We start from the raw sequence: 13,225 nt of genomic DNA on the forward strand, positions 1-13,225 counted from the left end.
GATGTGTGTCTAGGCCGCCGTGGGCCAGGCCGCTGCGATCGACGAGCGAACGTCTCCGAGCAGCTGGGGCAGTGCCTTGGTCTGGGCGATGATCGGGAAGAAGTTGGCGTCCTGCGACCACCGGGGCACGATGTGCTGGTGCAGGTGGTCGGCGATGCCCGCACCCGCGACCCGGCCCTGGTTCATGCCGATGTTGAAGCCGTGGCACTGCGACGTCTCTCGAACGACCCTCATCGCCGTCTGGGTGAGCGCCGCGATCTCCACGACCTCGGCCTCGGTGGCGTCGTCGTAGAGGGAGACGTGGCGATAGGGGCAGACCAGGAGGTGGCCGCTGTTGTACGGGAAGAGATTGAGGAGGACGTAGGCGTGCTCGCCACGGTGGACGATGAGCGCCTCTTCATCGCTCAGCTGCGGGGCGCGGCAGAACGGGCAGCTCTCCTCGCCGGACACGGGCCCGTTCTCGATGTAGACCATGCGGTGCGGGGTCCACAGGCGCTGGTAGGCGTCGGGAACGGCGGCGAAGGAGCCCGATCGTTCGACGGGAACGTCGGGAAACTCGCGGTCTGCGGGAATCACGCCTGTCCCTGGGTGGTGACCTGCGCTCGTGAGTCGATGGCAGCACGGATGCGGGCGACGGCGTCGGCGATCGGCACACCGTTCTCCTGCGTTCCGTCGCGGAACCTGAAGCTCACCGAACCGCGAGCCCTGTCCTCCTCGCCGGCGATGAGGAGGAACGGCACCTTCTGGAGCGTGTGGTTGCGGATCTTCTTCTGCATGCGGTCGGCCGACACGTCGAGCTCGGCACGCACGCCCTGCTTCTTGAGCGTCGAGACGACCTCCGCGAGGTAGTCCTCGTACTGTTCCGCGATCGGGATTCCCACGACCTGAACCGGCGCGAGCCAGACCGGGAACGCGCCCGCGTAGTGCTCGGTGAGCACCCCGAAGAAGCGCTCGATCGAGCCGAAGAGGGCACGGTGGATCATGACGGGCCGCTGCTTCGTGCCGTCCGACGCCGTGTACTCCAGCTCGAATCTCTCGGGCAGGTTGAAGTCGAGCTGCACGGTCGACATCTGCCAGGTGCGGCCGATGGCGTCGCGCGCCTGCACCGAGATCTTCGGGCCGTAGAACGCGGCCCCGCCCGGATCGGGCACCAGCTCGAGGCCGGATTCGGCGGCGACCTCGGCCAGGGTCGCGGTCGCCTCCTCCCAGACGTCGTCGTCTCCGACGTACTTCTCCGGGTCTTTGGTCGAGAGCTCCAGGTAGAAGTCGGTCAGGCCGTAGTCGCGGAGGAGCGCGAGGATGAAGTTGAGGGTCTTCGTCAGCTCCTCTTTCATATTCTCGCGCGATGTGAAGATGTGCGCGTCGTCCATGGTGAGACCGCGCACGCGGGTCAGGCCGTGCACCACTCCCGACTTCTCGTTGCGATAGACGGTGCCGAATTCGAACAGGCGGAGGGGCAGGTCTCGATACGAGCGGCCCGAGGAGCGGTACACGAGGATGTGCATCGGGCAGTTCATGGGCTTGAGGTAGTAGTCGGCGCCCTGGCGAGTGATCTCGCCCTCGTCGTTGCGGCCCTCGTCGAGGTGCATCGGGGGGAACATGCCGTCGGCGTACCAGCCGAGGTGACCGGACTGCTCGAAGAGGTGCGCCTTGGTGATGTGGGGGGTGTAGACGAAGTCGTACCCCTCCTCCTCGTGCTTGCGGCGCGAGTAGTCCTCCATCTCACGACGGATGATGCCGCCCTTCGGGTGGAAGACGGCGAGGCCCGATCCGATCTCGTCGGGGAACGAGAAGAGGTCGAGTTCGTTGCCGAGTTTGCGGTGGTCGCGCTTGGCCGCCTCTTCAAGGCGCGCCTGATACGCGCGCAGCTCGTCTTTGCTCGGCCACGCGGTTCCGTAGATGCGCTGGAGCTGCTTGTTCTTCTCGGATCCGCGCCAGTACGCGGCAGCGAGGCGTGTGATGGAGAAGCCGTTGCCGACGAGGCGGGTCGACGGCAGGTGCGGACCTCGGCACAGGTCCTTCCACAGGGTCTCCCCCGTCTTGGGATCGACGTTGTCGTAGATGGTGAGCTCGGCTCCCCCGACCTCGACGGACTCGTCTGCCGTCTCCTCTTCGGGAGCGCCCTTGAGTCCGATCAGCTCGAGCTTGTAGGGCTCGCCGGCCATCTCGGCGCGGGCCTCGTCTTCGGTGACGACGCGGCGGGTGAAGCGCTGACCCTGACGGATGATGCGCTCCATGGCCTTCTCGATGGCCTTGATGTTCTCGGGGGTGAACGGCTCGGCCACGTCGAAGTCGTAGTAGAAGCCGTCGGTGATGGGCGGACCGATGCCGAGCTTCGCCTCGGGGTTGATGGTCTGCACGGCCTGGGCGAGCACGTGGGCGGCCGAGTGACGCAGGATGTCGAGGCCGTCGGCGGAATCGATGGCGACGGGCTGCACATCGTCGCCCGCATCGACCGTCGTGGCGAGGTCGCGCAGATCGCCGTTCACCCTCATGGCCACGATCGACCGGTCCGGAAAGAGTTCGAATCCGTCAACCACGTTCAGTCCTGCTCCTCGTTATGTCACCGACCTATCCACTGTAGTGCCGGGCGCAGACAGGTCGCTCCAGACGGCTCGTGCCCCTCGGACGGCCCATGCCCCTCAGATGGCATTAACGACGAAAGCCCCCGGTCTCCCGGGGGCTTTTCGTTCTGTGGGCGATACTGGGATCGAACCAGTATTTAGGTTACTGGGCCGATGCCTGAATCTCCGCCATTCTTGTCCCGCAATCGCCGGAATAAAGCGCATGTGACCCCCACCGTGCTAGCGTCACTGTTGTTCACATCTGACCATGAGTTATCACAGGATGTAGCACGTTACAGCACGGAATTGACGCGCCCAGAGCGTCGATACGACTACTGAGGGGGACAAAATGACCACTAGCACACTCGCAATCCGCACCGCAAGTCTCGACACCGTCGCGCCGGCCGAGCTCGAGCTCTTCGCCGCCGCCATCGGTATGGACGAACACGAGACCCACTCGATTCTGAACGGGAAGACTCCCCCGAACGCGCAGTTCATCGCATCCGTGCTCGCAACCTGGCCGGTCACGTTCTCCGAGGTTTTCGAAGTGGTGTTCGGTGACGACGTCGACGAGTAAAGGCCGCAAGCCGCAAAAGGGCCGCGCGGCGTTCGGGTGGGTGCGGGAGCTCCCGAGTAAGCGGTTCCAAGCTTCGTACACCGGGCTGGACGGGAAACGCTATCTGGCGCCGCACACCTTCGACACGAAGACCGACGCCCGCGGCTGGCTCGCGATTCAACAGGCGTCGATTCATCAGGGCCAATGGAGCGCGACGGATGCGGCGCGCACGGAAGCGGGGCAGAAGGCGAAGGGCGTCACGTTCGGCCCATACGCCGAGCGCTGGATCGCAACCCGCATCAATCGCCACGGTGAACCTCTGAGACCGCGGACGCGGGTGGAGAACGAACGGTTGTTGCGTTCGTCGTTGGCGGCATTCGCGGACCAGCGAGTGACTAGCCTCACCCCCGCGGCCGTTCGGGACTGGTATTCCGACCAGATGGCTACCGGCAAGAAGACCCAGGCCGCTCGAGCGTATGGTCTCCTAAATTCCATCCTCGCTACGGCGGCGCAAGATGGCATCATCAAAGTGAATCCCTGCATGGTGCGCGGCGCGCAAAACGCAACAACGGGCCGCAAGGTGACGCCACCCACGCCGACGCAACTCCAGACGATCTTCGACTCGATCACGCCCCGATATGTTGCCGCTGTTGCGATCGCGGCATGGGCAAGCTGCCGCTTCGGGGAGTTGACCGAGCTGCGCCGAAAAGACATCCTCGTGACGACCCTCGAGGGCTCAGTGAAGAGCGTCACGATAGGTGTCTCGAGGGCAGTCACTCACACCACGGGCCTCGGATTCATTGTTGGTAAAACCAAGAGCGAGGCGGGCGTGCGCGTAGTGACGCTCCCCCCACACATGAACGACGTGATTGTGCAGCATCTCCGGGAGAACGTGGGGCCGGAACCGGATTCACTGCTCTTCCCCGCGGCTGATGGCATCTCGCATCTTGCCCAGTCGACGTTCGTCAAGCACTGGTATCCGGCACGACGAGCAGCAGGACGCGAAGACATGCCATTCCATGCCCTCCGTCACTACGGTGCAACTCGATTCGCCCAAACCGGAGCCACCCTCAAGGAGATCCAAGAACGCCTTGGACACTCGACGGTGGAGGCGGCAATGCGATACCAGCACACGGCTGGCCGTGACGAAGAACTCGCGGCTCGGATGAGCGAACTCGCGGCACCCAAATAGAACATATCTTCTAATGTTCCTCCGCGCAAAAGTGCGCTAGGGGGCTAAATTCGAACACGTGTTCTCGTGCCTTCTATATTGAAAACAAGAGCTGTAAGTGGGGTTACATACCTATTCCCACGGGCCGCAAGGATCGGCCGCGACGGCCAATCGTTGCTTTTCATATCGAAGGAGAACGCATGTCCAGCACCCGCTACAAGAACGAAGGAACGCTGCAGGAGGGCGCCGAGATCGGCGGCGTAACCAAGCAGACCATGAGGCGCTACATCTCCGACGGGAAAGTCGAGGCGTACCGGTTCGGCCCGCGCCTGATTCGAGTGAATCTCGACTCGGTGCGTGCCCTCGGTCGACCGCTGCAGTACATCGACATAGCTGACTAGCGCGCGTGTCGACCACCAACCCGGAAGCCACTGCGGCGCTGGGCATCAACTCTCTGACGTATCGGGATCCCACGGGCGAAGCCGTCGTTCGACGCCTCATGCCGGGTGACTACGCCATCACTGACTCGTCTGGCTTCACGCTCTGGATAGACGCCGCCAACCTGGCGCCCGTGCTAACGCTCTACAACTTCCAGATGACCCGAACGGGCAAAAACATCCGTGGCCGACTCAAGCGCCGGAGAGGCTGACCATGCTCGTGCAAGTCATCAATTCGAACGTGAGCCTCAAAGGTTCCACGGCCCAGGAAGAACTATCACCAGACCAGGCGCGCCGGCTGGCTACCCGCCTTCTGGAAGCTGCTGCGCAGGCAGAACGGACCGGCCCCGATTGGTCGTGACATCAACACAACTGAATATGGGCAAGAAGGGCACGCATGACAATTTCGGCACGAAAGTGGGCGTGGAAGGTGCTCACCTATCCCGACCCGGAGACCGGCGCACAGGTTCCGCTACTCCCCCAAGAGAAGCTGACGCTCGCGTTCCTGGCTGAGATGGAGAACGCAGAGGAGGGCTATGCCTTCCCGGGGCAAGAGCTCATCGCAGAGGAAACCTGCCAGGGTTTGCGCTCGGTACGTCGACATCTCAAGTCCCTCGAGAACATCGGGGCGATTGAGATTCACAAGACGCGAAAGAGCAAGAGCGGCAAGTGGCTGAACAACGTGTATGTGCTGAACGTCGGTCCTGCTTTCCGAGCGCAGGACGCTGAGTGGAAACGGTACAACACCTAACACCTGCCACCTTGGCCAAGACCTGCCAATTTGGCCGGTGCACTACCTGCCAGATTGGCCAAAAAGTGCTTGGTCTTGAAACCACCTGCCACCGTGGCCAAACCGAATGCCACCTTGGCCACGTGAAGCGGCCAGATTGGCCAATCGCACCTGCCACGGTGGCCGCTTATCAGTGAGTGACCAGTGAGTGACCAGTGATCTAGTGACTAGGCCCATGGGGCCGACAAACCCAAAACGAAATATCCATCCCCCTCGAAAGGCAAACATGACAAGTCCCCGAGACAGCCGGCGCGACGCCGCGACTCATTCGACCGCCTCAGCCATCGTCCGTGATCTGCTCATCAATGGTGAAGCCGGCGACCCCCTCACCATTCTCAGACACGGCTCTCTCCGCCACGTGCGCACCGACCGCGAACGCTCCGCCTTCTACGCCGAAGTCGCCGGCATCCTCGGATGGCACGCCGTCGGCGGTCTCCTCAACGGCTCCGACATGAAGACAGCCCTAGCCAAGGTCGATTTGGTCGACCACGACAAGAAAACTCAGTTCGCTGCCGCCGAGCTCGCTCCGATCCTCGAGCGACAGCGGATGATTGACGGCGAGCACGGGGTGATCGATTGAGTACCCCTATGGATGTGGAAGAGCGCGCTCGTCTTCTCGCCGTTATCGAATCAGAACGTGCGTCGAAACGGCAATACCGGAGTAGGGCCAGGAACGCGGAAAAGAAGCTCATGGCGGTGCGCGCCGCACTCGAGCACCTGACCACGTGGCAGACCGATCTAGCCGGGGCAATCAATACACGACACGACGCAGACGGACGCGATCGATGACCGACACCCCGCCCGCGTTGCTCATCCGCCGAGCACGGAACGCAGAAAACAGCGTCGACTATTTCAGACGCAAGAATGCCCAGCTCGAGCTCAAACTTCATGCGGCGGAAAACACCGTAGCTGTCCTGACCAGGGCGCTGAGCGACCTCGACACCTGGCGCGCAGACGTACGGAAATTCATGGATACAAGACCCAACACCAAAACGAAGGATTCCCACAATGACTGATGCCCCCCAGGCAGCTCCCGCCGAATTCGAGCCCGAGGAGTTCACCGACCACTTTCTAAAGTCTGAGTTCAATCAGGCCGCGGCCGAGCTCGAGCGCAACTCAACGACGGATGCCACCGCTGAGCAGGTCGACGAAGACGAGAACGACGCCACCGACGACAACGACATCGAAGACGCCGAGGATAGCGCCGACGACAAAGGGTCGACGGCGTGGCGCGAACGCATCAAGTTCAAGTATCGCGACCAGATTCGTAGCGTCACGCAGGAGCGAGACACGGCAGCGGCAGCGGTTGAAGGATTGCAGCGCCAAATCATCGAAGAGCAGGTGACCAGAGAAGGCATCAAGACGAACGCGTTCTGGGCCGCGGGTGCCGATATCGCTGGCCTACTCGCCGAGGACGGCACCGTGAACACGGACGCAGTTCGACAGGCCGTAACTCATGCGCGATCGACGCTCGGAATCGGGAGATTCCAGGGGGGCATCGCGCAGGGGGCACACCTTCCGGCGCAGACTCACCCAGATCAGCCGACATGGTCGGAATTCGTGGAACAGAAGTGATATAATCCGCCGCCGGTCGTGTATACTAGTGAGGTACTAGTTCCACGGCCGGCGGTCTGAACTAGTCAGTGAACGGCCCCGGTGGGGCAGAAACGCAATTCGAGGCGGAGCCTCTTGCATTCCCCCCATCATCGGCGCGCCCGCCGCGCATCAGCAGAAGGCCCATTCATGGCTACCTCCACCACCACCTCTTTCGTAAAGACCTGGACCCCCACCGACTACGGTCAGCTCGTCGTCGCCACGGCTTCGAAACTCTCCGTTGCGCTCCGAGTAGGCGTAACGCACGTCACCGAGCGCAATGAGTTCCGCATCCCCCTGGTAACTAGCGAGCTGCAGGCCGCATGGGTCGGTGAGGCCCAGCCCGCGACAGAGAGCAACATCGGCACCGGCGAAGAGATCGTCAAGCCCAAGAAGACCATTGCATACTCTCGCCTGTCGGCTGAGCTCGTGGACGACTCGGACCCGGGTGCAGCCGAGAACGTTGGACTGTCGGGCTCGCGGGCGCTCGCTGACATCATCGACGCAGCTCTGTTCGGCTCCGCAGACGGCGCGGGCAACATCCCCAAGGGACTGGGCGCCTTCAACGATGCGGCCCTCACGACACTGAGCGCCGGTGCCGCATGGACGAATGTAGATCCGTTCTCCGATGCCGTTTACGACGTCGACACCGCCGGCGGCACGCTGACATCCTTCATCGCGAACCCCGCTGATGCGAAGATCATCGCCAAGCTCAAGAAGGAAGCCGGAAGCAACGAACCGCTCTTGGCTACGGATGCCACCAGCCCCACCAAGCGCGTGCTGTCAGGCCTCCCCTTGTTCACCTCGCTGCGGGTGCCCGCGGGCACCATCTACGGTATCGACGCACAGAACCTCCACATTGTCGTTCGTAAAGGCACGACCATCGACCTGGATCGCAGCGTCTTCCACCAGACCGACGAGGTAGCAGTGCGCGTACTCAGCCGCGTGGGCTTCGGGTACAGCCACCCGAAGAGCATCGCTCGCATCAAGCTCACGTCCTAGCCACCAGCACACACGAGAAGGTCTCACGCTCACACACCACGAGCGCGAGACCTTCTCGCATCTCAGCACCTACCGCACACCACAGGGCACACGCACCCGGCACCCTGACGGCTCCCAGCCAACGCACTGCGAGCGGCCAGACAGCTGACCCCCGATGTGGGGGGTATCCCCCGATGTTGATACAGCAGATCACCGCCACGGAGGGCTTTGCCCCTGGCATGCATGCCCGCATCCCATTTTTTCCAGCCCCCGAAAGGCCGAGGCCATGGCAGTTATCCCCCGAATTCTCAAGGATCGAGGCCGCAAACTCTGGCGCGATCTCCAACGCGAAGCCGAATTCGACCCCCACGAAACGCCCGTTCTGCTCGAAACATGCCGCACAGTCGACACAATCGACGCTCTCGCAGACGCGATCGAGCGCGACGGCGTCATGATCACGGGCTCACAGGGACAGAGCGTCATAAATCCGGCCGTGGCCGAACTGAGGCAGCAACAGCAGTCGCTCGCCCGTCTGATGGGGATTCTGAACCTCGACAGCATCGACTCGGTTGCGTCTCTTCAAACGCTCGCGTCGATCCATGGGCGAGCCGCCGCGAATGCTCGGCACAGCAAGCGGAACCGTGCCTAGGCGCCGCGTTCCGAAGGCCGCGACCGGAAATGTGATGCCTGCCGCGCTCGAAATCTCTCCCCGCGCTTGGCGGCTGGCGCTTCTCGCCGGCGACCTCACAAACGATGAGTACGGCACGGCTCGAGCGGAAAATGCCACGGCTCGTCGCGCTTTCCTCGCCACCTGCACCACCAAGCCGAAGAACGTTCCCGAAGCCGAGTTCCTGCAAGCCCACGGGTTGAGCTGGGAACAACGGCACCTCTTCCAGCCCTGAATTTCTCCTCACAGCGTCAACCGCACCGCCGAGTTCGTCATTTCTCGGAGCACCGGAACGGATGGCTAGCGAGCGACCCTCCTTTCGTCGCGATGACCTGCCAGCGCCTCGAGCGAGCCCCGTAGACGGCAGTCACACGCCTACGGGTCTCGCTCGCTTTGTCGTACCCGGATCCCGGGCGACCCCAACACTTCGAAGGAATCCACATGACCGACCGCACTATCGCGATCAGACTTACCGCCAACGTCGCGGAGCACAACAAGAACATCGATCTAGCCAGGGAACGAGTTCAGGCCTACGGGGCCGAGACCGTTGCTACGGCTAATCGTCAAGAGGCGATGCAGCAGGCTGTGCAGAAGGTCGGCCAAGGCTTTCTCGTCGGCGGTCTCGCTATCGGCGCTGGTGTGGCCCTGGTGGTAACCGCATATGCGCGCTACGACAAGGCGCTGTCTGGCTTCGACGCCGTGGCCCAAGTGTCGGACGCGACCCTCTCGCAGCTCGGCGACACGGCGGTTACCCTCGGCAAGAAATACGGTGTAGGTGCATCCGACGCGATCGCCGGCGCAACCGACCTCAAGAAGGCCGGCGTAGAGGTCGCCGACATCATGGGTGGCGCTCTAAACGGTGCCCTGACACTCACCGCGGCCGGGAACATGAGCGTGGGCGACTCTGCCGAGACCGCGGCCATCGCCATGACCCAGTTTGGGCTCTCTGGCAAGGACGTCCCCCACATCGCCGACCTCCTCGCCGCGGGTGCGGGCAAAGCCGTCGGTGAAGTCTCAGACCTCGCAGCGGCACTTCGACAGTCCGGGCTCGTCGCCAGCCAGTTCGGTCTTTCCCTAGATGAGACAGTCGGCGGGCTGAGTGCGTTCGCCAGCGCGGGCCTGATCGGTTCGGACGCCGGTACGTCGTTCAAGTCGATGCTTCTCTCCATGGCGTCGCCTACGGGTGTTGCGGCCAAGGAGATGGCTAAGTACAACCTCGACCTCTACGACGGGGAAGGCCACTTCATTGGCCTCAGCGCCGCGGCAGGTGCCCTACAGACCAGTTTCAAGGGAGTGAGCGACGAGAACCGGCAGGCGGCGCTCTCGATCATCTTCGGCCAGGACGCGATTCGATCCGCAACCGTGCTCTACCAGCAGGGCGCGGCCGGAATCGAGAAGTGGACCGACATGGTCAACGATGCCGGTTACGCCGAGGAGATGGCGACGGCGAAGCTGAACAACCTCGATGGCGACTGGAAGAAATTCAACGCCACCCTCGAGGGCGACTTCATCAAAGCCGGATCCGGCGCGAACGACATCCTCCGCGGACTTGTCCAGGGTGCCACGGGGCTCCTCGACGTCGTCGGGGCCGTGCCCGCACCTGTGCTCGCGACAACGCTCGTCCTCGGCGCGCTCGGTGCCGGTCTCCTCATCGCGACAGGCGCATTCATCCTGGGAGTCCCGAAGGTTCTCGCGTTCCGGGCGGCTCTCGCAACGATCAGCGAGACCGCACCAGGTGTGGCCGCGAACGTGGGCCGGGTCACCTCTGCTCTCGGTGCGATCGGTCGCGGTGCCCTCGCGCTCTCGCTCCTCGTTGGCCTGTTCCAGATGTTCGAAGCGAGCCTGAAACCGTCGACGGCCGAGCTCGCGAAGATGGATGCGGCGCTCGAGCGCGCGTCAAGCGGCACGGCGATCCTGAAAAGCGGAATCGCGAATGTCGAGTCGGGATCGGATTCGTTCAACCGTGCAGCCGCGAAGCTCGAGAACCTTGATGGCGTTCTGGACATCACCGCAGCTCGGTCGAAGGACTTCTGGGGTGCCCTCAACAACGGTGGCGCGCCGTCTGGCGTCGAAGGATACGCGTTCAGCGACGCGGAGAAGGCGCTAAAAGCCATCGGCGGGCAACTGGGCACCCTGGCAGAAACAAACCTCCCAGCAGCCCAGAAAGCCTTCTCTCTTCTCGTGGAGAAGACCGACGGCAGCGAGCAGTCACAGTGGCGACTCCTCCGGGCAACCGAGGGCTACGAAGCCGGACTCCGTACCCAAGCGGAGGCGCTGGGCATCAACGTCGACACCACAGATGACGCCGTCAACAAGCAGCGACTTCTCGAGCTAGCCCAGGGAACCGGGCTCTACGCCACGAAGACTCTTACGGACGGCACCACCGCGCTAGCCGACAGCACGCAGGCACAGGCACAGGCATCCGAAGAGGCATCGGAAGCGCTCGCGAAATGGATCGAGGCGACCTCGGACGCCGACGCTGCGTTCGTCGATCTCGGTTCGATCATGGACAACGTCCGCGAGAAGAACAAGGCCGCGGCCGAAGGCCTCGCGGATGCGTGGAACGAAGCCAACCCGGATGAGCCCGCTCAGGAATGGGGCGACTTCTACGACGGCATGAGCGTGTCGATCGAGGACTACATGGCCGACCTGCAGAGGCAGGTCGACGCGCAGACCAACTGGGAAGCGAACATGATCGCCCTCTCTGGGCGTGTGTCTACCGGAATGATCGATGAACTGCGTGACCTCGGCCCCGAGGGTGCCGACCAGGTGGCGCTCCTCAACACGATGACGGACGAACAGCTTGCGGTCGTCGAAGCGAACTTCGGGCAGCGCGCGGCCGGCGCCACGGGCCAGTTCGCGAGCACCCTCAACAACGCCGCTCCGGTGATCGCCGCGGCAGGCGCGCAGCTCGGGCAGGGCGCCGCGATGGAGATCGCGACGAAGCTCGCGAACGGGACTTCCACGGTCGACCAGATCATGACCGATTACGGCATCACAATCGAGTCAATCAAACCCGAAGTCACGGTTACGGCCAAGACGGACGCAGCAGTCGCGTCCATCAACAGCGTGCAGACCGCGCTCGATTCGCTCGACACGTTCAAGTCGATCTCCGTCGCGATCTCGGCGGTAGTTGATGCCGCGACGAGCAAGGCCGACGGTGGGCTGATCCCGAACATGGCCGGCGGTTCGCCCTCATGGTTCGGCAATGGAGTCGTCACCGGCCCCGGCGGATCTCGTGACGACAAGGTGAAGGCGAACCTTTCCCCCGGTGAGTTCGTTGTGAACGCGAGGCAGACCGCCGCGCATCTCTCCGACCTGATCGCCATCAACGCGGGCCAGGAGCCATCGTGGGGCGATAACGGCGTGTACGGGACCCCGACCTACCTCCGCAGCTCGCAAGGCTCCACAACAGGCGGCAGCACGACGACAGTAAACAACAGTTTCACCATCCACGCCGCCCCCGGGATGGACGAAGACGCGCTGACCGACCGTATCGCTCGAAAGTTCGATAAAGCACTCCGCTAGACACCAGCGCCCCCACCTTTCGAGGTGGGGGCGCTATTCGTGTTTGCGGGGCGGTAGCGTGACGCCATGACGACACGAGATATCACGCCGAGAGACTGCCCCGAGCACGGACCATTCACGGGAGTTCTCATTCAACCGACCGGCGACACGCCCGAACTGTTCATCTGTGATGAATGCGAGAGGTTGAAGGAAGAAGTGAAGTAGCACGTATGTAGCACGACCCCCCAGAAACGAGGAAAACCCCCGGTTTCCCGGGGGTTTCTCTGTGGGCGATACTGGGATCGAACCAGTGACCTCTTCCGTGTCAGGGAAGCGCGCTACCGCTGCGCCAATCGCCCATTCGTTCGTCTCACTCGGAGACTGAGTCTGTGAAACCCTGTTGAGTGGAGGTGGCGACGGGATTTGAACCCGTGTGGACGGCTTTGCAGGCCGCTGCCTCGCCTCTCGGCCACGCCACCATTCATTTGAGCTACACGACATTAGAACTGCATGTCGTGAATCTTCTCACTCGAGCGGATGACGAGATTCGAACTCGCGACCCTAACCTTGGCAAGGTTATGCGCTACCACTGCGCCACATCCGCATTTGCTCGCTTTTCAGCGTGCGTTGAAGACTCTAGCCGATAGATCGCGGCTTGGCCAAACCGAGGCATCCGCGGGGCGTCACAAACGGCATCCGAACCGCTTTCGTCCCCGGTAATCATGCCGAACGGGCGACCCGTGTGCACCCCGCTTCCCGGGCGTGTCGGGCCGGATCCGAGCGTCGATGTGCGATGCGGCCGTCGCGTCGGCTAGGATCATTCCGCGCTGCTTCGTGCGGCGCGTGACGGGCGATTGGCGCAGTTGGTAGCGCGCTTCGTTCACACCGAAGAGGTCATCGGTTCGAGTCCGGTATCGCCCACCCGTCGGAAGCCCTGATCAATCGCAAGATTGTTCGGG

14 protein-coding genes and 4 tRNA genes are annotated in these 13,225 nt (G+C 62.9%); 13 read left to right on the plus strand and 5 right to left on the minus strand.

All coding sequences use genetic code 11. The features are described from left to right. Positions 1-9: 9 nt before the first annotated feature. Positions 10-573, minus strand: coding sequence for an HIT family protein (locus QCD70_RS05470; RefSeq protein ID WP_301214234.1), 564 nt, complete (start codon positions 571-573; stop codon positions 10-12). Next, entirely contained in the window at positions 573-2,495 is a 1,923-nt protein-coding gene (thrS, locus tag QCD70_RS05475; RefSeq protein ID WP_301214235.1) for a threonine--tRNA ligase, read from the minus strand. The genes QCD70_RS05470 and thrS overlap by 1 nt, the downstream gene beginning before the upstream one ends. A 418-nt stretch (positions 2,496-2,913) precedes the next feature. Here thrS and QCD70_RS05480 point away from each other — a divergent pair, with 418 nt between their 5' ends. The 12 genes from QCD70_RS05480 to QCD70_RS05535 all read left to right on the plus strand — a co-directional run bounded on the left by QCD70_RS05480 (position 2,914) and on the right by QCD70_RS05535 (position 12,287). Then, entirely contained in the window at positions 2,914-3,141 is a 228-nt protein-coding gene (locus QCD70_RS05480) for a hypothetical protein (protein WP_301214134.1), read from the plus strand. Next, on the plus strand, positions 3,122-4,312 hold the full coding sequence (locus tag QCD70_RS05485; protein ID WP_301214135.1) for a tyrosine-type recombinase/integrase: 1,191 nt from the start codon (positions 3,122-3,124) through the stop codon (positions 4,310-4,312). The genes QCD70_RS05480 and QCD70_RS05485 overlap by 20 nt, the downstream gene beginning before the upstream one ends. A gap of 179 nt (positions 4,313-4,491) precedes the next feature. Next, complete coding sequence (locus QCD70_RS05490) at positions 4,492-4,692, plus strand: helix-turn-helix domain-containing protein (protein ID WP_301214136.1); 201 nt, start codon at positions 4,492-4,494, stop codon at positions 4,690-4,692. 5 nt (positions 4,693-4,697) lie between these two features. Then, positions 4,698-4,940, plus strand: coding sequence for a hypothetical protein (locus tag QCD70_RS05495; RefSeq protein ID WP_301214137.1), 243 nt, complete (start codon positions 4,698-4,700; stop codon positions 4,938-4,940). Between the two features lie 185 nt (positions 4,941-5,125). Next, complete coding sequence (locus QCD70_RS05500) at positions 5,126-5,479, plus strand: helix-turn-helix domain-containing protein (protein WP_301214138.1); 354 nt, start codon at positions 5,126-5,128, stop codon at positions 5,477-5,479. Between the two features lie 214 nt (positions 5,480-5,693). Continuing rightward, on the plus strand, positions 5,694-6,098 hold the full coding sequence (locus tag QCD70_RS05505; RefSeq protein ID WP_301214139.1) for a hypothetical protein: 405 nt from the start codon (positions 5,694-5,696) through the stop codon (positions 6,096-6,098). 205 nt (positions 6,099-6,303) lie between these two features. Continuing rightward, the gene (locus QCD70_RS05510; RefSeq protein WP_301214140.1) at positions 6,304-6,534 is read left to right on the plus strand and encodes a hypothetical protein; all 231 of its coding nucleotides are present in this window, start codon (positions 6,304-6,306) and stop codon (positions 6,532-6,534) included. Further along, positions 6,527-7,093 carry a hypothetical protein gene (locus QCD70_RS05515; RefSeq protein WP_301214141.1) on the plus strand — a complete coding sequence of 189 codons (567 nt, stop codon included), beginning with the start codon at positions 6,527-6,529 and terminating at the stop codon, positions 7,091-7,093. Before QCD70_RS05510 ends, QCD70_RS05515 begins: the two co-directional genes overlap by 8 nt. Before the next feature lie 168 nt (positions 7,094-7,261). Continuing rightward, a complete protein-coding gene (locus tag QCD70_RS05520; RefSeq protein ID WP_301214142.1) occupies positions 7,262-8,113 on the plus strand; it encodes a phage major capsid protein in 852 nt (283 codons plus the stop codon). Between the two features lie 265 nt (positions 8,114-8,378). Further along, the gene (locus tag QCD70_RS05525; RefSeq protein WP_301214143.1) at positions 8,379-8,741 is read left to right on the plus strand and encodes a P27 family phage terminase small subunit; all 363 of its coding nucleotides are present in this window, start codon (positions 8,379-8,381) and stop codon (positions 8,739-8,741) included. 34 nt (positions 8,742-8,775) lie between these two features. Then, positions 8,776-8,994 carry a hypothetical protein gene (locus tag QCD70_RS05530; RefSeq protein WP_301214144.1) on the plus strand — a complete coding sequence of 73 codons (219 nt, stop codon included), beginning with the start codon at positions 8,776-8,778 and terminating at the stop codon, positions 8,992-8,994. 206 nt (positions 8,995-9,200) lie between these two features. Next, positions 9,201-12,287: a phage tail tape measure protein gene (locus QCD70_RS05535; RefSeq protein ID WP_301214145.1), complete on the plus strand. Its 3,087-nt coding sequence runs from the start codon at positions 9,201-9,203 to the stop codon at positions 12,285-12,287. A 266-nt stretch (positions 12,288-12,553) separates the two neighbouring features. Here QCD70_RS05535 and QCD70_RS05540 read toward each other — a convergent pair. The 3 genes from QCD70_RS05540 to QCD70_RS05550 all read right to left on the minus strand — a co-directional run bounded on the left by QCD70_RS05540 (position 12,554) and on the right by QCD70_RS05550 (position 12,870). Next, positions 12,554-12,625: transfer RNA gene (locus tag QCD70_RS05540), tRNA-Val, on the minus strand. A gap of 46 nt (positions 12,626-12,671) precedes the next feature. Beyond that, positions 12,672-12,745: transfer RNA gene (locus QCD70_RS05545), tRNA-Cys, on the minus strand. A 53-nt stretch (positions 12,746-12,798) separates the two neighbouring features. Then, positions 12,799-12,870 (minus strand) — tRNA-Gly (locus tag QCD70_RS05550). A gap of 244 nt (positions 12,871-13,114) precedes the next feature. Between QCD70_RS05550 and QCD70_RS05555 the strand changes: the two genes are divergently transcribed. Further along, positions 13,115-13,187 (plus strand) — tRNA-Val (locus QCD70_RS05555). Positions 13,188-13,225 lie beyond the last annotated feature (38 nt).

This window comes from Agreia sp. PsM10, from assembly GCF_030433855.1.
In the GTDB taxonomy this organism is placed as follows: Bacteria; Actinomycetota; Actinomycetes; order Actinomycetales; family Microbacteriaceae; genus Agreia.

Coding starts and splice junctions, on each gene's coding strand:
- QCD70_RS05525 (WP_301214143.1), top strand. CDS start 8,379: ATGGCAGTTATCCCCCGAATTCTCAAGGATCGAGGCCGCAAACTCTGG.
- QCD70_RS05500 (WP_301214138.1), top strand. CDS start 5,126: ATGACAATTTCGGCACGAAAGTGGGCGTGGAAGGTGCTCACCTATCCC.
- QCD70_RS05510 (WP_301214140.1), top strand. CDS start 6,304: ATGACCGACACCCCGCCCGCGTTGCTCATCCGCCGAGCACGGAACGCA.
- QCD70_RS05520 (WP_301214142.1), top strand. CDS start 7,262: ATGGCTACCTCCACCACCACCTCTTTCGTAAAGACCTGGACCCCCACC.
- QCD70_RS05480 (WP_301214134.1), top strand. CDS start 2,914: ATGACCACTAGCACACTCGCAATCCGCACCGCAAGTCTCGACACCGTC.
- QCD70_RS05515 (WP_301214141.1), top strand. CDS start 6,527: ATGACTGATGCCCCCCAGGCAGCTCCCGCCGAATTCGAGCCCGAGGAG.
- QCD70_RS05490 (WP_301214136.1), top strand. CDS start 4,492: ATGTCCAGCACCCGCTACAAGAACGAAGGAACGCTGCAGGAGGGCGCC.
- thrS (WP_301214235.1), bottom strand. CDS start 2,495: ATGAGGGTGAACGGCGATCTGCGCGACCTCGCCACGACGGTCGATGCG.
- QCD70_RS05505 (WP_301214139.1), top strand. CDS start 5,694: ATGGGGCCGACAAACCCAAAACGAAATATCCATCCCCCTCGAAAGGCA.
- QCD70_RS05535 (WP_301214145.1), top strand. CDS start 9,201: ATGACCGACCGCACTATCGCGATCAGACTTACCGCCAACGTCGCGGAG.
- QCD70_RS05530 (WP_301214144.1), top strand. CDS start 8,776: ATGCCTGCCGCGCTCGAAATCTCTCCCCGCGCTTGGCGGCTGGCGCTT.